General features: G+C 32.5%; 21 protein-coding genes and 3 tRNA genes. 10 read left to right on the top strand and 14 right to left on the bottom strand.

The features are described 5' to 3' along the window. Positions 1 to 2 precede the first annotated feature (2 nt). From BUC29_RS12745 to BUC29_RS12715, 7 genes are all read right to left on the bottom strand, one after another. Complete coding sequence (locus BUC29_RS12745) at positions 3 to 782, bottom strand: DUF6896 domain-containing protein (protein ID WP_073416558.1); 780 nt, start codon at positions 780 to 782, stop codon at positions 3 to 5. Positions 783 to 903: 121 nt separating this feature from the next. Next, positions 904 to 1,269: a hypothetical protein gene (locus BUC29_RS12740; RefSeq protein WP_073416557.1), complete on the bottom strand. Its 366-nt coding sequence runs from the start codon at positions 1,267 to 1,269 to the stop codon at positions 904 to 906. Positions 1,270 to 1,408: 139 nt separating this feature from the next. Then, positions 1,409 to 2,677 carry an alginate export family protein gene (locus BUC29_RS12735; RefSeq protein WP_073416556.1) on the bottom strand — a complete coding sequence of 423 codons (1,269 nt, stop codon included), beginning with the start codon at positions 2,675 to 2,677 and terminating at the stop codon, positions 1,409 to 1,411. A 292-nt stretch (positions 2,678 to 2,969) separates the two neighbouring features. After that, entirely contained in the window at positions 2,970 to 3,629 is a 660-nt protein-coding gene (locus BUC29_RS12730; protein ID WP_073416555.1) for a response regulator transcription factor, read from the bottom strand. A gap of 162 nt (positions 3,630 to 3,791) precedes the next feature. Beyond that, positions 3,792 to 5,600: a sensor histidine kinase gene (locus tag BUC29_RS12725; RefSeq protein WP_073416554.1), complete on the bottom strand. Its 1,809-nt coding sequence runs from the start codon at positions 5,598 to 5,600 to the stop codon at positions 3,792 to 3,794. 9 nt (positions 5,601 to 5,609) lie between these two features. Then, positions 5,610 to 6,194: a DUF4202 domain-containing protein gene (locus BUC29_RS12720; RefSeq protein ID WP_073416553.1), complete on the bottom strand. Its 585-nt coding sequence runs from the start codon at positions 6,192 to 6,194 to the stop codon at positions 5,610 to 5,612. 22 nt (positions 6,195 to 6,216) lie between these two features. Further along, a complete protein-coding gene (locus BUC29_RS12715; protein WP_073416552.1) occupies positions 6,217 to 6,411 on the bottom strand; it encodes a hypothetical protein in 195 nt (64 codons plus the stop codon). Positions 6,412 to 6,606: 195 nt separating this feature from the next. On the opposite strand from BUC29_RS12715, the gene BUC29_RS12710 reads away from it, so the two are divergent. Both BUC29_RS12710 and BUC29_RS12705 read left to right on the top strand, forming a co-directional pair. Beyond that, complete coding sequence (locus BUC29_RS12710; protein WP_073416551.1) at positions 6,607 to 7,389, top strand: META domain-containing protein; 783 nt, start codon at positions 6,607 to 6,609, stop codon at positions 7,387 to 7,389. 110 nt (positions 7,390 to 7,499) lie between these two features. After that, positions 7,500 to 7,931, top strand: a complete 432-nt coding sequence (locus BUC29_RS12705) for an META domain-containing protein (protein ID WP_073416550.1) — start codon at positions 7,500 to 7,502, stop codon at positions 7,929 to 7,931. Between the two features lie 91 nt (positions 7,932 to 8,022). Here BUC29_RS12705 and BUC29_RS12700 read toward each other — a convergent pair whose 3' ends face one another. Together BUC29_RS12700 and BUC29_RS12695 are read right to left on the bottom strand one after the other, a co-directional pair. After that, entirely contained in the window at positions 8,023 to 9,306 is a 1,284-nt protein-coding gene (locus BUC29_RS12700; protein WP_073416549.1) for a DUF2130 domain-containing protein, read from the bottom strand. A gap of 280 nt (positions 9,307 to 9,586) precedes the next feature. After that, complete coding sequence (locus tag BUC29_RS12695; RefSeq protein ID WP_073416548.1) at positions 9,587 to 10,468, bottom strand: LysR family transcriptional regulator; 882 nt, start codon at positions 10,466 to 10,468, stop codon at positions 9,587 to 9,589. Positions 10,469 to 10,690: 222 nt separating this feature from the next. Between BUC29_RS12695 and BUC29_RS12690 the strand changes: the two genes are divergently transcribed. Next, complete coding sequence (locus BUC29_RS12690) at positions 10,691 to 11,398, top strand: class I SAM-dependent methyltransferase (RefSeq protein ID WP_073416547.1); 708 nt, start codon at positions 10,691 to 10,693, stop codon at positions 11,396 to 11,398. 53 nt (positions 11,399 to 11,451) lie between these two features. On the opposite strand, the gene BUC29_RS12685 is transcribed toward BUC29_RS12690, so the two are convergent. From BUC29_RS12685 to BUC29_RS12675, 3 genes are all read right to left on the bottom strand, one after another. Beyond that, positions 11,452 to 11,730, bottom strand: coding sequence for a putative quinol monooxygenase (locus tag BUC29_RS12685; protein WP_084538645.1), 279 nt, complete (start codon positions 11,728 to 11,730; stop codon positions 11,452 to 11,454). Between the two features lie 2 nt (positions 11,731 to 11,732). Next, on the bottom strand, positions 11,733 to 12,335 hold the full coding sequence (locus BUC29_RS12680; protein ID WP_073416545.1) for an NAD(P)H-dependent oxidoreductase: 603 nt from the start codon (positions 12,333 to 12,335) through the stop codon (positions 11,733 to 11,735). 337 nt (positions 12,336 to 12,672) lie between these two features. Continuing rightward, positions 12,673 to 13,659: an aldo/keto reductase gene (locus BUC29_RS12675; RefSeq protein WP_073416544.1), complete on the bottom strand. Its 987-nt coding sequence runs from the start codon at positions 13,657 to 13,659 to the stop codon at positions 12,673 to 12,675. Between the two features lie 120 nt (positions 13,660 to 13,779). On the opposite strand from BUC29_RS12675, the gene BUC29_RS12670 reads away from it, so the two are divergent. Continuing rightward, positions 13,780 to 14,625, top strand: coding sequence for an AraC family transcriptional regulator (locus BUC29_RS12670; protein ID WP_073416543.1), 846 nt, complete (start codon positions 13,780 to 13,782; stop codon positions 14,623 to 14,625). Positions 14,626 to 14,732: 107 nt separating this feature from the next. Here the strand turns inward: BUC29_RS12670 and BUC29_RS12665 are convergent, their stop codons facing one another. Both BUC29_RS12665 and BUC29_RS12660 read right to left on the bottom strand, forming a co-directional pair. After that, positions 14,733 to 15,494 (bottom strand): C40 family peptidase, encoded by a 762-nt coding sequence (locus BUC29_RS12665; protein ID WP_073416542.1) that lies wholly within the window; start codon positions 15,492 to 15,494, stop codon positions 14,733 to 14,735. 75 nt (positions 15,495 to 15,569) lie between these two features. Continuing rightward, positions 15,570 to 16,748 carry an acetyl-CoA C-acyltransferase gene (locus tag BUC29_RS12660; protein ID WP_073416541.1) on the bottom strand — a complete coding sequence of 393 codons (1,179 nt, stop codon included), beginning with the start codon at positions 16,746 to 16,748 and terminating at the stop codon, positions 15,570 to 15,572. 241 nt (positions 16,749 to 16,989) lie between these two features. Between BUC29_RS12660 and BUC29_RS12655 the strand changes: the two genes are divergently transcribed. From BUC29_RS12655 to BUC29_RS12630, 6 genes are all read left to right on the top strand, one after another. Next, positions 16,990 to 17,073 (top strand) — tRNA-Ser (locus BUC29_RS12655). Between the two features lie 13 nt (positions 17,074 to 17,086). Continuing rightward, positions 17,087 to 17,161, top strand: a tRNA-Pro gene (locus BUC29_RS12650). 34 nt (positions 17,162 to 17,195) lie between these two features. Then, a tRNA-Arg gene (locus BUC29_RS12645) sits at positions 17,196 to 17,269 on the top strand. A gap of 151 nt (positions 17,270 to 17,420) precedes the next feature. Then, positions 17,421 to 18,212: a Fic family protein gene (locus tag BUC29_RS12640; RefSeq protein ID WP_073416540.1), complete on the top strand. Its 792-nt coding sequence runs from the start codon at positions 17,421 to 17,423 to the stop codon at positions 18,210 to 18,212. Positions 18,213 to 18,510: 298 nt separating this feature from the next. Beyond that, on the top strand, positions 18,511 to 19,677 hold the full coding sequence (locus tag BUC29_RS12635) for a pYEATS domain-containing protein (protein ID WP_073416539.1): 1,167 nt from the start codon (positions 18,511 to 18,513) through the stop codon (positions 19,675 to 19,677). A 496-nt stretch (positions 19,678 to 20,173) separates the two neighbouring features. Continuing rightward, positions 20,174 to 20,824: a GNAT family protein gene (locus BUC29_RS12630; protein WP_139260512.1), complete on the top strand. Its 651-nt coding sequence runs from the start codon at positions 20,174 to 20,176 to the stop codon at positions 20,822 to 20,824. Positions 20,825 to 20,915: the final 91 nt, after the last annotated feature.

The following is a 20,915-nucleotide window of genomic DNA, read 5'->3' as shown; positions in this document are numbered from 1 at the left end:
ATTTAAAATTTTATTCCTATAAATTTCCAAAAGCTAAATTTTCTTTTTGTAGTATGCTCTTCAGGTTTATATTCTTTAATTTCTACCTTTTCTCGATCTTTAACTACAATACCAAAATGATTTTCAAAATTTGAATTTATACGTTCAAATTTCCCAAGTGAGATCATTTTATCATTTATTTGTTTCCCATCTGCATAATCTTCATAAATTTCTACAGGTAAAGGTTTATAATAAGGTGTAGATTTTATAAAATTAGTAAAAAAGTATGGGTCTAAATCTCCAAATTCAAGACTGAAAACAAGCGGAACTTCAATTATTTGACCATTTTTTTTGTTTTTAAATCCACAGTGAAAACCATGAAAAAAGTATCTCCATTCTTCGAGTTTTCCCGTTTGTTTGTTGTCCCTCAAAAACTGATTAAATGTTATCCAAGGACAATCTGAATCAATTGTAACTTTAAGTTGTTCAGCTAGTTTGAATATTAATTTTTCACCTAATTTCCTATAATCCTTAGCACAATTTTCAAAAAAGAGTTGGTGTTCTTCAATTTCTTGATCTGTAATTAGTTTAGCAATATTAATTTCTGGATTTAAAAGATGAATTCCAACTTGAAATCCTTGTAATTGATTTTTAAAATTTTGACCGACAGATTCTCTTTGATTTTGAACTGAATTTTCAAAAATAATTTTTAGGGTTTTGGTTCTGGGCATTTTTCTAATTTCTTCTAATGAAGGAATTTGATCAATTGATTTTACAATAATTGTTTCTGTCGTTCTTTTCACAATAACTGTTTGGTTAATCTAAAAAATAAATTGAAATATTTTATCAAATATATTAAATAAAAATACCCTTTCTCAAAACTGAAAAAGGGTATTTTATAAAAATATTTTTATTTAGTCAATCTTAACCAACAAATTTTGTTTCACCACTATTTACGTCAATTTCTGCAAAATTATGTTTTCCGATCACGATAAGCAGCTTGTCTGAATTATATCCTACATATCTAATTTCTGGTTGTCCTTTTTTTGGTTTTCCGCAAACAGAAATTACATTGGTCTGCCATTTCAATTTGCTTCTTTTGTAAGCTGATATGGTTTGCAAATCATTTTCAACATAATAAACAATGTTGTTTTTTTTAATTCCTCTTTTTTGTGTTTTGGCAAAATTAATTTCTGAGTTTTTTGAAATTAATGCATCATTGTATTTTTGGGAAATGCCAGGCTGGGCTACAATGAAGGTAAGCATTGATAGGTTTAAAAATTGTTTCATTTGGGGATAGAATTTGGGGTTCGTAATCGATTCAAATATAAATAATTAATGTAAATAATACGTTTTTTATAAAGAAAAAAAATACCCTTTTCCGAAAATAGGAAAAGGGTAAAATTTATAGGTTAATTTTGAAGAAAAATTATTTCTTCCAGCTAAAAATTCTTGGATTCACAGAAATCATTAACCAAGCCCAATTGTTGGTATGGCCGGCGTCTCCGTTTTTAATGAATTCCATTGTTTTAGAACCAAACATTTGAGAGTAACCTCCTGTAACTGTAATGTCTTTTTTGAAATTATAACCAAAAGAAGCATCGATTTCTGTTCCTAAATACGAATCCATTTTTTCATTTAATGGCGTAACAACATCAGCAGCAGATAAAAACACATGCGGAATTAGAGCAAACTGCCATTTGTTTACATTATAATTTAATTTTATAAAAGCATCTTGTAAACCAACATTATTTAAATGATTTCCAACATAAAAATAATCCATATAACCATTAAAACCATGATTGGTTCCAAAAATTGGATTGAATGATTTGATTACAGTGCTTCCATCATTAGTATCTTTTCCTGAAAGAAATTCATATCCTAACCCAGCTTTAAAAGCATCTGTTATTTGATATCCAAAGTTCACAGCAGCATTCCATGCGCTAACTTCTTGATCTGTGCTTTTTCCGGTTTGCCCGTATGCCCAAAAATTAGCGTCTATTTTACTGGTTTTATAAGCTAAGTAAGGTCCAAAAGTCTGCTTATAATCTACAAGTAATTTATTATCAGGATTAGGATTAGGTGCATATTCGTAACCAGTATTTAATACTAAAAAACTCAAACCAAAAGCTTCATTAAATTGGTTGTGGTACCATGCATATTGCAAAGCTTTATAATTGGCAACGGTATATGGAGTCTGCAGTACATTTTCGGCAGTAGAATTATAAGCTCCTCCAAAATCTAATTTTTGTTTTTCGGTATGAAATGAAACCGTAAGTGCATCATGACTTTGAGCCTGTTGTCCCCAGTCTTGTTCTCCTAAAATACGCTGATTATCATAAGAAAGTACCTGACGCCCCATTCTTGCGCTCCATTTTTCAGTAAAATTATATTGTGCCCATGCTTCAAAAACAGCAACTCCGTTTTTATCAGCAACTGCATTTGTTGGAACATCGCCCCAGGTTCTGGTATTTTGAAGGGTTAATTTAACGGCTAATTCATCTTGTTTATAATTGAAATTTAAACGAGAACGCTGTGATATTTGAGAAGTCCCTTTTTGACCTTCCTGCAGAAGCTGTTTATATCCGTTTCTGTATTCAAAACGAGGCCTTACTTGTAAATTTACATCTAATTCTTGTGCATATAAAGCTGCATTGGCAAATAAAAGGAATAGAACAATTAATTTTAATTTTTTCATAAAACTGGTAAATTTTTGATGGCGTAAATTTATAAGAAAATACGACTTTACTACTGCTAAATGTTATTATTTTAAAAATGAATCAGTGACAGGGATAAGTTGCTGCTTTTCAAATGTTTTTACTGAGTTCGCATCACTGCCATTCTTTTAAGCGCCAAATTGAAGTAGCCAATTCTGACAGTGAAACTTGTTCCAGTCAAAAATGAAAAAACATATATTGTATGTAAAAAAATACTTTTTTTAGTTAAATATGCTAAAACGCAGCTTGATAAAATTACGTATTTATACGTATTTAAATTAAAGAATACTCAGCTGCTTTGTTAGAAAGCTCCATTAAGTTTTTTACCTTTAGCTTTTTCATCAGATTAAAACGGTGTACTTCGGCAGTTCTTTTACTGATTTCGAGTACTTCTGCAATTTCTTTATTTCCCTTTCCTGACAATAAAAGCGTTAGGATTTCTTTTTCTCTTTTGGTAATCATCATTTCGTCGCCTAAGTTTTGTTTAGGTTCTAATGAATTAGAAGGATTTGTTAATTGACTGATTAAGATAGAAGAAATGTCTCCGCTGAAATATTTTCCACCTGCTGCAACGCTGTGTAGTGCTTTTAAAAATTCTTCTTTGCTGGAACCTTTTAATAAATAACCATCGGCGCCTGCTTTTATAGATTTCAATACGTATTCTTCCGATTCGTGCATCGAGAGCATGATGATTTTTATAGGATTGTTTTCGTTTCTAAGTTTTTCTACTAATTCAATACCAGTTAGATTTGGCATGCGAATATCAGCAATAAGTAAATCGGGTTTTGTTTCGGCAACAACTTCGAGTGCGTCAGCACCATCAATTGCTTCGCCTGCAACCTCGATATTTGCTTCGTTTTCAAGTAAAGATTTGATTCCATCTCTAACAAAAACATGGTCATCTGCCAATACTACACGAATGATATTACTCATAGTTTACTTAATTTTTAATCCTGAATTTTTACGTATATTCATCTAATAGAAGATGCTAATGTACGTAATTTTTAAATTAGATAATTACAAAATGGGGCAATTAGATAATTTTTTGAGATACTTCAGGTAATTATTATCTAATTATCAAATTGGCACATTATCTCATTTAAGAATAGGAATATTAAAAGTAATTCTCGTTCCTTCGCCGGGAATGGAGTTGATAAAAACACGACCGTTGATGGACTGGATTCTTTCTTTCATAAATAGAAGTCCCATTCCGGATTCGCTGCTGCGTTTTTTGTCTACGGAATTGATGTCGAACCCTTTTCCGTTATCATCAATAATTATGCTTAACAGGGATTCGCTGTGTGAAAGTTGCACAATAATATGTGTCGATTCGGCGTACTTAATGGCGTTGTTAATCGCTTCCTGTGTTAGACGATAAATATTGATTTCTATTAAGGAATCTAAACGCTGGTCAAAATTGGTTTTATTGTAAAAAAGGATTTCTTTTCCGGTTAGTTTTGAAAGTTCCTGCGTTAGTTTTGAAAGCGACGAAACAATTCCGTGATTGCTTAATTCTGGCGGCATTAAGTTGAAAGCTGCCGTGCGGACACCTTTTATAATGTCGAGGGAAAGTTTCTTTAAATACTCAATTTTTTGTTCAGACTTTTCTCTGTCATCCAAATTAATACTTTCCAGACTAAATTTTAATCCGGTAAGCATTTGCCCAATTCCGTCATGAATTTCTTTGGCGATTCGGTTTTGTTCGTTTTCCTGATTTTCAACAATTTTGCTCGAAATAATCTTTTGCTGGTTGATTTTTTCGGTTGTATTTTCAAGATTTAAACGCTCGACTTCACGCTGTGCTTTTTTGCGTTCGGTAATGTTGAAACAAACGATTAAAAGCTCCGGCTCGTCTTTTTTAATCATTACCGGAACCATTGATAAATCGAACCAAATGGTTTGATTTTCTTTATTTAAGATACTGATTTCGCCCTGCCAGCCGCTGCGCTGCTTTTCGAAAATCAAACGGTCAAAATTGAGTTGTTCTTTTTCGTCAATTGTTAAAACTTCAGAGAATTTTTTGTTGGATGAAAACTTGGTGTAATTTAAAAGTTTTGCAAATTTTTCTCCAACATGAATGATGGAACCGTCTGGTGAAATTCGACAATACAGTAAAGTATTTTCCATTGCATAATTGAGCGATTTTAATTCTTTAACTGAATTTTCCTTGATTTCGGTTAGAATTTCTGTGTCGTAAGCGAGTTTTAAAACTTTCTTTTCTGAAGATAAAAGTTTGGCAATCAGCCTTTCGATTTTTTTATTTGTAGGTTTGAAAATGAAGAAAAATTCTAAAAGCAGAACAAGAAGTGTAAAACCAAAAATCCAGTATCCTATTTTGCGTTGCTCGGTTACTTTTTTGTGCGTTTCGAGATCGTATTGCATTACAATCTGATTAATTTTAGAAATGAAAAAACCTTCATTTTCTAAAATAATCTTTACCAGTTTTTGATTTTCTGATGATTGTTTTTTCTGCTTTAAATTCAACAGAAAAGAATTGGTTGTTTGTGCAATTTTGTTGAAAATCGGATTGGTTTGTAAATACAATTTAGAAAGTGTTTCTGATTTTTCTTTTGGAAAAGCCAAACTTTCACTACCATTTTCGAGTGTGTTTTGGTTCTTTTTCCAAAGTGCTAAAACTTCGTTTAAATGCGAAATTTGTTTTGCAGAGACAGTATCTGAAACGTAATGTAAAATCAGAACTTCTTTTACGATTTTCTGACTCAGCATTCTCTGTCTGCCCGAATAATTGATGATTTTGGAATCGTTTAACTGCTGATTTAAATTGTACTGAACTAAAAACTGACTGACAATTATAGTTAAGACAATAGTAAGAAGCGCAAAAAAATATAGTCGTCGTAAATTTTTGAACGTAATTTTATCTTCTTCCTGATTGCTTTTTTTCATAAAGTCTATTTACAATCCTAAAGAAGCTTTTATTAGATTAAGATTTTCTTCAGTATAGTTAATTTTTAGGGCTTCCTGATGTCCTTTGTCAGACATTTTATCCCAGGTTTTTTTGATGATATTTTTTAGCTTTTCTTCATCGTGTTTGTGAACAAAAGGTTCTAAGTAATATTCTAAAAACACCAGACAAATAACGTCTTCCAGCAACTGGGTTTCAGCATCTTTTTTAAGTAGTTTTTTCTCAATTAAAAAAGAAACGCGATCAATAAAAGTTTGATCGTAACCTGCTTTCGCTAGAATTTCGGCAGTAGTTTTTGAGTGGAATTTTTTAAGTTCTTCTCTCCATTTCAAATACCCTACACGATCCATAGGGTACGATTCTCGGGCAACTTTCCATCGGCAGATATGCTGTGCTTTTGATGCAATCTGAATTTCTTCGGACGCATTCGGTTCAAACTGCATTAATCTTTCATACATCCTGTTTGAATACAATAATTCTTTTGGATATTCTTTGTTTTGGTCGGTTTCGATGTTAGGATCTTGAGCGTTTTCAGCATCAATCCATTCGCTTGCTTTTTGAAAAGGTGTACTCATTTTTTGATTGTATAATAGAATTTCAAAGATATGGAATTATGCAGAAAAGTCGAAAGTTTAATGTGAGAAGCACGAAGCAGGATTTAAAAACTTTGTGCAATCTTGCTTCTTCACCAAAAACGGTAACCTGATATTTTTCCTGTCCAGATTTAGCGACAAACTTTTCACAAAATTTATAACCAGCCATACCATTTCCAATTACTATTACTTTAATCATGATTTTGTTAATTATATTTTCACTGCGTTTGGATTTTTATCTTAATATGATATGTAATAAGGGATTTGAAAGAATTGATGATGTATAAAAAATAAAATTTGAATGGATTCTAAATAACAATTTCAGAAAAATATCGTAAATTCATAAGAATTTTACATGTGTTTTAAGAAAGGTATATCTTCAAATAAAAATATTATGAAAAAAATAATTTCGATTTTGCTTTTACTATTAATGATAGTAAGTTGTAAACCAACAGCGGGCAAAAATTCAGATATAAAACAAACTGCCTCAGAATATGGATCTCAGGAAGATGAAATGAAGTATTACTTTACTGCAACCGGAAATGAGCCGTTTTGGGGATTAAAAATGGGAAATGATAATATTGTTTTTACTTCTTTAATTCCAGGAAAAGAAAAACTCGTTTTTGCCTCTGTTGAAGCAATCAAAGCTATGGATGCAAATATCAAAATGTATAAAGTAAGTAATGAAACTTCTACAGCGACAATTTCAATTCAGCAGTTAGAATGCCAGAATTCAATGTCGGGTGCAATTTCTCCTTATAAAGTTTCGATAGAAATTAAAAACAATTCTGAACTTGAGGCCAAAAAGATTGGAGGATGTGGAAAATACAATACAGATTATCGTTTGCATGATATCTGGGTTCTCGAAGAACTAAACGGATTTAAGGTTTTTGTAACTGATTTTCAAAGAGAATTACCAAGAATCGAAATTAATGCAGCAGAAAATAGATTTATGGGTTATGGCGGATGTAATGCTATTAGCGGTTCTATTTTTTATGAGAAAGATCTGCTTCGTTTTACAAAAGTAATTTCGACTTTAATGGCTTGTGCACCCGGAAATAAGGAAGGTGAGTTTACAAAAGCTCTGCAAAGTACCACTACTTATTCTATTGAAAATAACAGATTAACTCTTTCAAACCCGTCTGCCAAGCTTTTGGTTTTCAAAAAAGTGGATTAATTGTTTATTTTAAATGTCTTATAGTGGTTTAAAAATAACTTATAGTAACATAAAGATGGCTTAGTGCTGCAATATTTTTGTAAAATAAAACTTATAAATATTTATTTTACATGAAAAAGATTTTAATGTTATTTATTGCTGTATCATTAGCTTGCAGCTGCAAATCAACTAAGACTACAAATTCTACAGCGTCAGCAAATGAAAACGCAATCGAAAAGAAATTACAACAAACCTGGGTTTTAGAGAATTTAAATGGAAAGTTAATTACTAATAAAGATTTTTCAATTTCTCCAACATTACAATTGGCTTCATCAAGTTTTTCTGGTTCAACAGGATGTAACGGCATTAAAGGAAGTTTGTTATCAGACGGTGCGGGAAAACTTAAGTTTCCAAATGTAACTTCAGAAACTAAAAAATGCGATGCTAAAAAAGAAGGTGAGTTTTTACAATTGTTAAGAACGACTTCTAGTTATTCTATCGAAAATAACAAACTGTATCTTTCTAATCAGTTTGGATTGACAATGTCTTTTAAAAAGGGCTAATTAAACTAAAGGCTTCGATTGATTTCGAAGCCTTTTTTATTGTGTTGAATCGTTTCCGTTCAACGGATTATCCGCGTACTATCTCATATTTTTATTCCAATAATTCTTTTGGTTCTTCGTCATCATCACCTTCAATAAAATCCAGTTCTAAAGCTCTTACACTCTGAACTGCATTTCCGGCAATTCCGCGAATAGATCCGTACATTCCCAGAGTATTATGAACTACTTTTTCGATTTGTTTTTCGCGTTGTTTCCAAATTCTCTGCATGGCTCTTTTCTCAGCTTCCAGGTCGTTTTGCATTTGAGTAAAACCTTCTACAATTCCTTCAATTTGCAAACGGAATTCGTTGCTTGTTAAAAAATCGTACAGCATCGACATTTTATCGCCTTTGTTTTCCTGCGCCTGTACGGCTTGATTTATCTGAATCAGCGACTGCCGTAAAACGGCACTTAAACCTTTAAATTCTTCATATGTACAAATCCAGATTCCGTCACGCATGCCCATACGTTCCATTCCAGCCGGCATAACTTCAGTGACTAAAACTCCAATATTGGCCCTTTTGGTACGAATATCGTTTTTGAATTTTTCGATCCAGGAAGGCTGAAAAGCTTTTGTTCTTTTGCTTTCATAATAAATAGAACCGCAATTTTGATGTTCGCGCGTGTTTACAATCTGAAGACAATCGGCACCATTTGCACCTTTTTTAACTTCATCGATGCTGTCGAGAGGGAAATTATTTGCCAGCCATTCTTCAATCGCTAATTCCATTACTTCGCCTTGTAACTGCATAGAACCTTGTTCCTGTTTGCGTTTCATTTCTTCTGTCAGCTTTTTTTGTTCTTCCAGCTGTTTTTGAAGTTCTTTGAATTTTAGTTCGTTTTTATCGTCTTCCTGTTTTCTGATTTTTTCACGTTCCAAAGCCAGTTGTGCATTCAATTGTTTTTCGGCTTCGGCCTGAATAGCTTCTTTCATTTCAAGTTTTTCGCGTTGTAATTTTGCGATTTCACCTTCCATTTTATTTAATTCCCTGATTTTTTCTGATTTTTCAGAGAGTTCTTTTTCCATTAAAAGCAAACGGTCTTTATTTTCTTCTTCGAGTTTGGCTTTCAGTTTTTCTGAAATTTCTTTTTCCGCTGTTTTTTTCTCACGTTCTAAACGTTCAGCAAAAAGTTCATTTTCCTGCTTCTTTTTGGCTTCAAATTCGGCTTTGGCTTTGTCCAATTGTTCATTTTTTAGCTCTAACTCACGGTTTTGAATATTGGCTTTTTGTTGAAATTCTTTGCGAATACTATCTTCCAGCTGATGTTTTAAAACATCATTTACGTCGATAGGAGTTCCGCAATTTGGACACTGAATTGAAGATTGTTCAGCCATTTTATTGATTTTTTTTATGTGTAGAATTATAATTTGCTAAGGTATTTAAAACTTCTCTTTTTATGATGCGGATTTCTGTACTAAATTGTAACGATTTTTTGTTATGGCCACGAAAGCGCTAGGAGGCTAAGTTTTTATTTCACGCAGATTTTATAAGATTTAGGCAGATTCTGCAGATGATTTTTTAAAAATAAATCTGCTAAAATCTGCTGAATCTGCGTGAAATTTATTTTTTGCATTTAGTAAATAAAACTTTGCGAGATTAAAAAAACTTAGCCTCCTAGCTCCTTTGTGGCAACAAAAACTCAACAGCAGATTGCGTTATTTCAGAATTATCGTCTTTTGAAGTTATTATTGATACATTAGTATAAAGATTTACTTTTTTCAATTCAATAAAACCAATCTCAGGATCCTGATTGTTTTTTGCAATATTCGATGGGACAATCGAAATTCCTAATCCGTTTTTTACCAATTGTACAATAGAATTAATGTTGTTTGCTTCGTGAATAATTTTTGGTTCAAAGCCATAAAAAGCACAAAGCTGGAGCAAAACTTCATGATAATGCGGCGCATAGTCTTTATTGAAAAAAACAAAAGTTTCGTCTTTCAGTTTTAAAATCTCATTTTCTGATTTTATCTGAACGGATTTTTTATTGTAAACCAACGAAAATCCATCTTTAAACCATAAATGAGATTGTATTTTAGGCGATTTTATTGGCGAACGAATAATTCCCATTTCGATTTTTCCCAATTCTAAAGCATCAATTTGTTTGGTAGTTGAAATTTCAAAAAGCTTGAAATTGACATACGGAAACTGTGCTTTGAGATGTTTGATTAAATCTGAAATAACAGCAGAATAAATTGAACTGATGTAAGCGATTCTGAATTCGCCCGAAACATTCTCGGCAATTTTTTTTGTTTTCGCTGAAATATGCTCCAGATTCTGAAAAAGTGCTTTTATTTCTTCTTTAAAATATTTTCCAGCTTCGGTTAATTCTACTTTTTTATTATTTCTTATAAAAAGTTTTGCCTCAAGTTCTTCTTCTAATTCTGCAATTTGACGGCTTAATGGAGGCTGAGATATAAAAAGTTTCTCAGAGGCTTTGGTGAAATTGAGTTCTTCGGCTACAGCCAGAAAATATTTTAAGTGACGTAATTCCATGATACTTTTAAAGTATTGTTAATTGATAAAAATAGTATTTTTAAAGTATTTATGAAAAAGATAGTTTTGAAAAAGCAAAAAATAAGTCTCTCGCAGATTGGGCAGGTACAGCAGATTATTAATTTTAGATAAATCATCTTAATCATAATAATATTCCAATCATATAATAGCAAAAAGATTAGCTCAATCTGTTTGATCTGTGAGTGATAAAAAACAAAGATCATGAAAAAATCAACTATTGAAGAAATCAAAGAACGATTTGACAATGATGTCGAACGATTTTCAAATTTAGAAACGGGGCAAGTCGCTACAATCGATGCCGCTATTTCTTTAGAATTAATAACCGAAGCTTCAAAACGTATTGTTCCGAATGCTAAAAATGTTTTGGATGTTGGCTGTGGTGCTGGAAATTATACTTTAAAAATGTTATCTAAAGTACCAAACTTGAATTGTACGTTAGTCGATTTGAGTTTACCAATGCTAGATCGTGCTTTTCAAAGAGTTTCGGCAGAAACGAACGGAAAAGTAGAAATAAAACAAGGCGATATTCGAGAAATAGCTTTAGAAGAAAACAGTTTTGATATTATCATGGCGGGCGCTGTTTTGCATCATTTAAGGGATGATGAAGATTGGGAAACAACTTTTTCCAAATTATTTAAATTGTTGAAAACGGGCGGCTGTCTTATGATTTCTGATTTGATTACGCAGGATACAGAATTATTGAACGAATATACCTGGCAGCGTTATGGTGAATATTTAGAAGAAATAGGAGGAGCAGAGTACCGCCAGAAAGTTTTGGATTATATCGAAAAAGAAGATTCTCCGAGATCTATGAATTATCAATTGGATTTAATGAAAAAGATAGGTTTTTCAAAAGTCGAAATCTTGCATAAAAATATGTGTTTCGGCGCTTTTGGGGGAATTAAATAGTTTTTCGCCACGAATTGAGAATTAAATTTCGTGAATTCGTGGCGAAAAAAAGTTTATAAAATTTGAACCGTTTTGTAAACCTGAACTGGAGCAGATAAAAAGGTTTCGCTTTTTGAGATAAAATCAACTAAATATGGCTGATTGTTATGTATATCAAGTCCCGGCTGATCTTTCCATTCTTCCCAAATGATGAAAACATTTTCGGTATTATGAAGATCATAACGAATACAGGCATCTTCTTTTCTGGTTTCTGTTACCAGGTTTTTAATTAAGTTTTTGACTTCTTCAAGATTTTCCTGTTTACTTTTTATAATTGCGGTGATAGAGATCATAATTATAAGTTTTTAAAGGTTTCTTCTAAATGTTTGGTATAATTTTCTTTGAAGATGACAATGTTTTCTGCAGTTGCACCTTTTTCAACGTCATGAAAATGGAAACCGTTTAGTTTTTCCATACCTACAAATTTATTCATTTTATGAAAGCCAAACATAGCTCCTTCATCAACAGATGTTTCTTCGAAGAATTCTCCAGGTAGGGTAAAAGCTGTTGCAGGTGCATTCCAACTTGTGGTGAGCATGTATTTACGTCCGTGCAATTGTCCGCCTGTTCCGTAATTAATGTCTGGATTTACCCGGCTTCTTCTGTCGCTTTTGTAAATTCCTTTGTTGTGTCCGGCAGTAAAAACGTCGTCAATGTATTTTTTGAAAAGATTTGGTAATTGAAACCACCAAACAGGTGTGTGATAGACCACAATATCTGCCCAAACAAATTTTTCTACTTCTTCTTCTAAGTTAAAGTCCTGTTTAATATCGGTTGTTTTTATTTCGTAATTTTTGCTTTTTAAAAATTCGATTGTCCAATTTGTAACGGTTTCATTGAATTTTCCACCTGAATGGGCAAAGTTTTGACTTCCGTTGATAATAAATATTTTTTTCATTTTACGTTTTCTAGTGAATTCGTGACGCGTGAGGGATAGGAGTGGAAATCCTTTTGTGTCTCGTTTTTTAACGAGGCATAAAAGATTGAAACGCATAGCCCGACCCGGAGGGGCACGCCCAAATTCTAATTATTTAATTTTTTGAGATTTGTTTTTTAAACACATAGAGACATAGATTTTTTTTCTTTGAAAAGAGAATTGAAAGAAACTAGTTTCTAACACATAGTTCTCAAAGTTTGTTATTCCTCAGAATGACAAGATTTTGTTATCTATGTTTGTTAATGCAAGTGAAACACCTTTATAGACAAAGAACGCTATGTTTCTATGTGTTTAAATATTATTTTAATTTCGAAATTGCCTGATTGATAAATTCCAATTCTGAAGCTGATAAATCGAAATCCATTGTTTTGGCGTTTGAAATGGCTTGTTCTGCATTTCTTGCTCCGGCTAAAACGATTGTAATTCCTTTTTGTAAAGTTGTCCAGCGAAGAACTAATTGAGAAATTGAAATATGTTTTGCGTTTGCTAATGAACTTAATTCTTCTACCAAAGTTTTTACTTTTTGAAGATCAAACTGACCGAAATATCCATTTCTGTGATCGTTTTCTTTTAGTTTACTGTCTGTAAAATATTTCCCGGTTAATAAACCTCTTTCCATTGGGCTGTAAGCAATTATTCCAATATTTTCCTGAATCGTAAGCGGTACCAAATCGGTTTGAATTTTCTGATTCAGCATACTAAATGGAACCTGATTTGAAGCTAACTGAATTGTTTTTTGTGCTTCTTTAATTTGTTCTGCGCTGTAATTACTCACTCCGGCAGCTCTTATTTTTCCTTGTTGGATAAGGATTTCTAAAGCTTCCATAGTTTCCTGAATTGGAGTAGTAGAGTCTGGCCAGTGAATTTGTAATAAGTCGATATAATCAGTTTGAAGGCGTTTTAAACTTTCTTCGACTTCTTTTATTACGTTGCTTTTTGAAGCATATTTATAAATTGGTATTTTTTTGCCATTATCATCAGCATCAAAAAAGAAATCACCTTTTCCGTTATTGCTTCCGTCCCAAACCAAACCAAATTTAGTTAGCAATTGTACTTTTGAACGATCCTGAGATTTTAAAGCTTCACCAATCATTTCTTCGCTTAAACCAAATCCATAAAAAGGAGCAGTGTCGATTGTAGTAACGCCGTGATCTATTGAAGCGTGAATCGAATCGATTGAATCTTTCTTTTCGTTTCCGCCCCACATGTTCCCGCCAATGGCAAAAGCACCGTATGTAATGGTTGATAATTCGAGTTCGGTATTGCCTAATTTTCTATATTCCATAATATTGTGTTTTTATGTCTTAAATTTCACTTGGCAAAATTATACCATTTTTACAAGTGTAAATTTGTATATATTTGTCTTTTTTATGTAAATTTGCAACTTCAATTAATTCTTCAGGTTATGAAAAAAGAAAATTTATACGAACCGTTTACTGTATCTTTTGAAACGTTGGATGAATATCCGGATGTTGGCGACCGTCATAATTTCTTTGAATTGGTTTATATCTTAGACGGAACAGGAAGACAGTGTATCAATAAAAATATTTTTAATTATGATGCAGGACATATGTTTTTATTGACGCCGGAAGATTGTCATAATTTTACAATTGAAACCAAAACGAAGTTTTTCTTTTTGAGATTTAACGACATTTATTTGAAGAATTCGAGTCTGCAAAATGAAAATATTCAGCGATTAGAATATATTCTTCAGAATGCCAATCATCAGCCGGGTTGTATTTTAAAAAATGATGCCGATAAATGTTTGGTAAAAGTAATGATTGAAGCTATTTGCCGTGAACATCAGGATAAAGATGTTTACAATCAGGAATTGATCCAGCAATTGGTTAATACCCTGATCATTATTGTGGCTAGAAATATTGCGAAGTATTTACCTGAACAGGTAAATGTAGGTTCCGAAGCCAGAGCAATGGATATTCTGCAATATATCCAAACTAATATTTATTATCCTGAAAAGATTAAAGCTGAATCTATTAGTGATTATTTCGGAATTTCGAATACGTATTTAGGACGTTATTTTAAGAAACATGCCAGCGAAACGATGCAGCAATATATTAGTAATTATAAAACAAAACTGATTGAACATCGTTTACAATTTAGTGATAAGCGTATTAACGAAATTGCGTATGAATTTGGTTTTACTGATGAAAGTCACTTTAATAAATTCTTTAAAAAGCAAAGAGGAAATAGCCCTTCTGAGTTTAGAAAGACGATTCGTGTTAGTGCTTAAACACGAATTACACGAATTTGCACAAATTTTTTTCTGCCACTTAGCTATCGGGATTCACAAATTAAAAAGATTTTTAATCTGCGTTAATTTGTGCAATTTGTGTTTTTTTAAATAATCTTCTTGATTACACGTAATTTATGCGTGTGTTTTTTAAGTTCTGGATTGTAGATTCCTAAATGGTCTAAACGGTCAATACGAACTTTACCGCTGGCGTGAATGATGTAATTGTTTTCCATAATGATTCCCACGTGAATGATGTTGCCTTCGTCGTTATCAAAAAAAGCTAAATCGCCAACTTCACTTTCTTCAATAAAACTTAAAGGTTCTCCTTCAAGTGCCTGCTGCGATGCATCACGATGAATTTTATATCCGTTTAATTTGTAAACCATTTGGGTAAAACCAGAACAATCGATTCCAAAAGGTGTTTTTCCACCCCATAAATATGGAGCATTCAGGTACATAAATGCAGTGCTTATTAACGCGCTTTTAGGTTTTAGACCACTGGTTTTAGTTCCTTCAAAATCAAAATTAGAAGTATTGATTTCGCTGTTATTCAAAAATGCTAAAGAAGCACCAAGTGGAATTGGTAACAATAAATTATCCGGAGCTGTGATGTAATCAATTAAATCAGCGTTTAGAATTATAGGCTCTTTGCTTAATTGATTGTATTGTTCCTCAGAAATTACCTGATATTGTTTAGAATCGACCCAGCCTTCATAATCATCAAACTGAATTTTTATTCGGGCCCATTGATTTTGACGTTCTAATATTTGGATATGTTCACCAAATAAAAGTTGTGTAACAATTTCGCTTCTGTCGCTAGGCTCAGATCGAACGGGTACTATGGCAAGATTGCAGATTCCGAACATTTAGATAATATGTATTAGTTTGAAAAATCAGGAGTTATTTGATTTATAAAATAACTCCTGATTGATTTATAATTTTTAAGCTCTTTCGATAACAATAGCAGATGCGCCACCGCCGCCGTTGCAAATTGCAGCAGCTCCGGTTTTAGCATTGTTTTGTTCTAAAACATTTAGTAACGTTACAATGATACGCGCTCCGGAAGCTCCAAGAGGATGTCCTAATGAAACAGCACCACCGTTTACGTTTACTTTATCGTTATCTAAATTTAATATTTTTGAATTGGCTAAACCTACTACAGAGAAGGCTTCGTTAAATTCGAAGAAATCAACATCGCTGATTGCAATTCCTGCTTTGTTTAAAGCTTTTGGTAAAGCTTTTGCGGGACTAGTTGTAAACCATTTTGGTTCTTGCGCAGCATCGGCGTAACCTTTTATGTAAGCTAAAGGCTTAATTCCTAACTCAGCAGCTTTTTCTTCAGACATTAAAACTAAAGCAGCAGCACCGTCATTAATTGTCGAAGCGTTTGCAGCTGTAACTGTTCCGTCTTTTGTAAAAACAGGAGCAAGGGTTGGGATTTTATCTAATTTTACATTCGTATATTCTTCGTCTTTTGCGAAGATAACAGGTTCGCCACGTCTTTGCGGAACTTCAACAGGAACTACTTCGTTGTCGAATTTTCCGGAATCCCAGGCTTTTGCACTTCTCTCATATGACTGAATAGCAAATTTGTCCTGTTCTTCACGGCTGATGTTGTATTCAGATGCACATAAATCAGCGCAAACTCCCATTGCGTTGTTGTCGTAAGCATCTGTTAAACCATCTTTTTGCATTCCGTCGAGCATTGTGGCAGGACCAAATTTGTTTCCGGCACGCATTTGTACATAGTGCGGAATTAAGCTCATGCTTTCCATACCGCCGGCTACTACAATTTCAGCGTCTCCGCAAGCTATTGCCTGAGCACCAAACATTACAGCTTTCATTCCAGAGGCACAGACTTTGTTTACTGTTGTGGCAGCAACTTCTTCTGATAATCCGGCAAAAAGTGCAGCCTGGCGCGCAGGAGCTTGTCCAACTCCAGCCTGGATTACATTCCCCATGAAAACTTCATCAACTAATTTTGGGTCAAGGTTAATTTTTGAAAGGGCTCCTTTTATAGCAGCAGCGCCTAATTTTGGTGCGGGTACGGTAGATAACCCTCCCATGAAACTTCCGATAGGTGTTCTAACGGCAGAAACGATAACAACTCTTTTGTTCATCTTCTGTTTAATAATAGTTAGTACAGCAAATTTACTCTTTATTTAAATAAATTCAAATTTTGGGCAAATAGGTTTAGAATTTAAATTTAAGATGAATTTTTTGTTAATTCTATTTGTTTGATTGTGAAGTGTTTTAAAAAAAAGTTTAAAAAAAGATAAAAAAAAGCGCAAAAATAGTTGCGAGAAATAGAATGTTGTTCTACATTTGCAACCGCAAAATAGGACACGTTTCCTTGAGCTTGGAGAGGTGCCAGAGCGGTAATGGAGCAGATTGCTAATCTGTCGACGGGTAACCGTCGCCAGGGTTCGAGTCCCTGTCTCTCCGCTTAATTTTGCCTCGGGGTGTAGCGTAGCCCGGTTATCGCGCCTGCTTTGGGAGCAGGAGGCCGCAGGTTCGAATCCTGCCACCCCGACAAAAACTTTAAGCGATAAAGTTTTAAAAATAATGGACGCATAGCTCAGCTGGATAGAGCACCTGCCTTCTAAGCAGGCGGTCGAAGGTTCGAATCCTTCTGCGTTCACGAAAAGCTCCTCAATTTGAGGAGCTTTTTTGTTTTTTACAATCTAGTCAATTTTATAAAAATTTTACTCAATAGTTCTGTTTTTCGGTAACTTATTTATTTTATTGGTTTTAGTATTGTATTTTTATACTAGAAATTAAACTCTGAACCAATGGAATCTCTTATATTAAAATATAAAAGTTTAGGAATAGCTGATGTATTACATTATGAGAAATTCAATTTAATTTCCATAAGTCATCACTCTACAAAAATTGAAGGTTCTACTTTAACAGAATTAGAAACTCAAATCCTCCTAGACGATGGTTTGACTCCAAAAGGAAAGCCTGTTAACGACACTTTAATGGTTACTGATCATTTTAAGGCCTTACATTTTATAATTGACAAAGCAAGAAATAAAACTGCTGTTACAACAGAATTAATAAAAGAGATTAATTCTTATGTGATGAAGAGTACAGGAGGAATTTACAATACTATTTTAGGAGAAGTAGATGCTAGTAAAGGAATGTTTCGAAAAGGAAATGTTACTGCTGGCGTGTCGTATTTTCCTAATTACGATAAGGTTGAAAGATTAACGAATGAATTAGTTTTATCAATTAATTCACAAATGAATACTGATTTATCAATAGATGAAAAATTGAATTTATCTTTTGATGCACATTTTAACCTTGTTAGTATTCATCCATTTTATGATGGAAATGGAAGAACTTCGCGTTTAATTATGAATTATATTCAGGCTTTTTATGATCTTCCTTTAGCAATTGTAAATAGTGAGGATAAACAAGAATATATTCAGGCATTGATTGATACAAGAGAAAAAGAAAATATCGAGATTTTTAGAAGCTTTATGAAAAATCAATATGAGGAATATCTTAAAAATGAAATAAAAAAGTTTGAAGATAGTTTTTCTTCTAAATCAAATAAAGGATTTAGCTTTCTATTCTAAAAGAGATTTATAAAAATATCACTCGAATCCTTCTGCGTTCACGAAAAGCTCCTCAATTTGAGGAGCTTTTTTGTTTTCTAATCGCATTGGTTTTTTAATAGAATTAAAACATTCCTACTTGGTTTGGACATTTTCCCTTGAAAAGTATTTTTCCATAAAAGTAAAAACCTAAACATTTCAAATACTTATTTAGATTTTACCCATACATTAATACTCTATAAATAAAGCTGTTAAAAAATAAACAGGTATAAATACTTAGCTGTTGATTTTTATTAATATTTATATTTGAAAGTTCAATATGGTTTTTCATGTAAAAAAAGAAATGATGGATCAAACTAAAATTATATTAGGAGCTGAAACCTCAATTTTAAAATCTTTTTTAATAAGCTTAACAGTTGGGTTAATAGGTGTTGTTGGTTTTCCCCTGTCAAGCAATGTGAGTGGATTTTCTCTAATTTTTATTGGTATTTTGCTTGGTATGGCATCTTTGGGATGTGGTTTTTTTACCGGAACACTTTTTGGGATGCCAAAAAGGAATACAACAGATTCAAGCGATTATACTTTAAATAATAGTCTTGTTGAAATTTCGGAATGGCTTACAAAAATTATTGTGGGTTTGGGTTTGGTAAACCTAAAACAAATTCCAAAATATCTTAACAGCTTAGGTCAGTTTCTAAAACAAGATTCTAACGGTCAAAGCTATGTTGATATTTATGCCATGTGCATTTTGGTTTATTTTTCAATTTTAGGATTATATATTGGATATAATTATATGAGGCTTGTGTTATCACTAAAATATAAAACAGTAGATGATAACATGCTAAAAGAATTAGTTAAAGTAAATGAAAAACTTGAAGAGACAAAAAATGAAAATGAAAAGCTAAAAGAAGTGACTACTGTTTTACAAGATGAAGTGGATGTAAAAGGCAACGTAACAAAGGAACTTTTAAAAATTGCTAATAAACCAGAAATTCCTATTGAAGATATACAAGTTAAGAGTGCAGAAATTGCAAATAGGGAAGATGTGAATGAATCAGAGAGCAATATTAAATCGTATGTTAAAAATATGATTAACAATGCACAAAAAAAATTAGAAAAAGGATTAAGCATGAACATAAATGATCCGCAGCATGGTCAATGGGGCGGAAATGCAATAAATAACGAAAGACAATTATCTGCAGAAGTAATCGAACGCTCTAAAGGCTTCTTTATGATTAATATAAAAGTTGAATCTACTAATGCTGATAATCCATTAAAGTCTGGTGAAATAATACTTTTAGCATTACATAATACTTTTGGAGATCCTCCTTTCCGTTTACTTACTGTAGAAAATGGAAAGGCTGAACTAAGTCTTTTTTCATATGGTTCTTTCACTATAGGTGCATTTGCTGATAGAGGCAAAACCGAATTAGAGTTAAATTTAGCAACCTTACCAAATGTATCTGAATATTTTAAAACGCACTAAACATTTTCCAATATCGTATTGATTTTAAAAAGTTTAAGAAAAGCTGCTCAAACCGAGTAGCTTTTTTATTTAACATTCCTTTCAAAATTTGAAAACTAGATATTTTTTTTAATGTTACAACAATAATTGCCAATTCCAGAATTAAAAATTCTAAGTCCTAATTCTCATTTTGAATAGTAAATCATATCAATTTGATAATTTTTTTTGCAGATAAAACTATTCTGTGTTTTGTATTTGGTTCATAGTTAGTGCTTTGAATGGTTTTGGTTTGCTCTGGCATATGATTTGTTTTTTGCACAAGAAAAAACAGAAACAATATGAAAGCAAATAAAACAAGAAAAAAAGAACTTACGAAACTATATGTATCTAATAAATCACTTAAAAATAAAGATCGAATAATAAATGTAATGGTGTTTAGTATCGTTTCCTTTATTGCTGTTTTGCTGATCTCTCAAATAATTTAGGACACATATAATTAATAAACTTATTGAAGATTATGAAAATTATAAACCCGATAATTGATCCTAAAATAAACTTAACTCCTAAAAAAAGTTTCTTTTCTAATTCATTTTGTAATATAAAATCAATTTTACCTGTTGAAGAAAATGAAAATCCAGTTGAATTTACTATTGAAAAAGCCAGATCAGCTCATACTTTTTGGATTAAACAAATCTGCGAAGTGACTTTATCCTCTGCAAAAGAGCGGGGAACGGGTATATCAGGACGTTCTCCAGAACTGCTCGAGACAAAAATGAAAAAAGGAGAAGCTATTATTGCGTTTGCATCAGATGGAAGATGGGCAGGTTTTTCGTTTATTTCTGCTTGGGAAAATGGCAGTTATGTTTCTAATTCAGGATTAATCGTTGCTCCTGAGTTCAGGCATACAGGACTTGCTAAAAGAATTAAAGAGAAAATTTTTGAATTGAGCCGCGAAATGTACCCCAACGCCCGTATTTTTAGTTTAACCTCAGGACGTGCCGTAATGAAAATGAACCATGAACTCGGTTTTGAACCGGTTACATTTTCTGATCTTACATCTGATGAAATGTTTTGGGAAAGTTGTAAAACATGTGTAAACTGCCCAATATTAATGATCAAGGAAAGAAAAAACTGTTTATGCACCGCTATGCTTTATGAACCAAAATAACATGTTTAGTAATTTAAGTAAAAAAATAGAGATAAAAAAAGACAGTTTTTAGTTACATATTGATACATTTCTTAGATTTGTATAACCACTA

Source organism: Flavobacterium defluvii, from assembly GCF_900129555.1.
In the GTDB taxonomy this organism is placed as follows: Bacteria; Bacteroidota; Bacteroidia; order Flavobacteriales; family Flavobacteriaceae; genus Flavobacterium; species Flavobacterium defluvii.
Note: the sequence above shows the minus strand (reverse complement) of the source record. Positions and strands in the feature narration are given on the sequence as shown.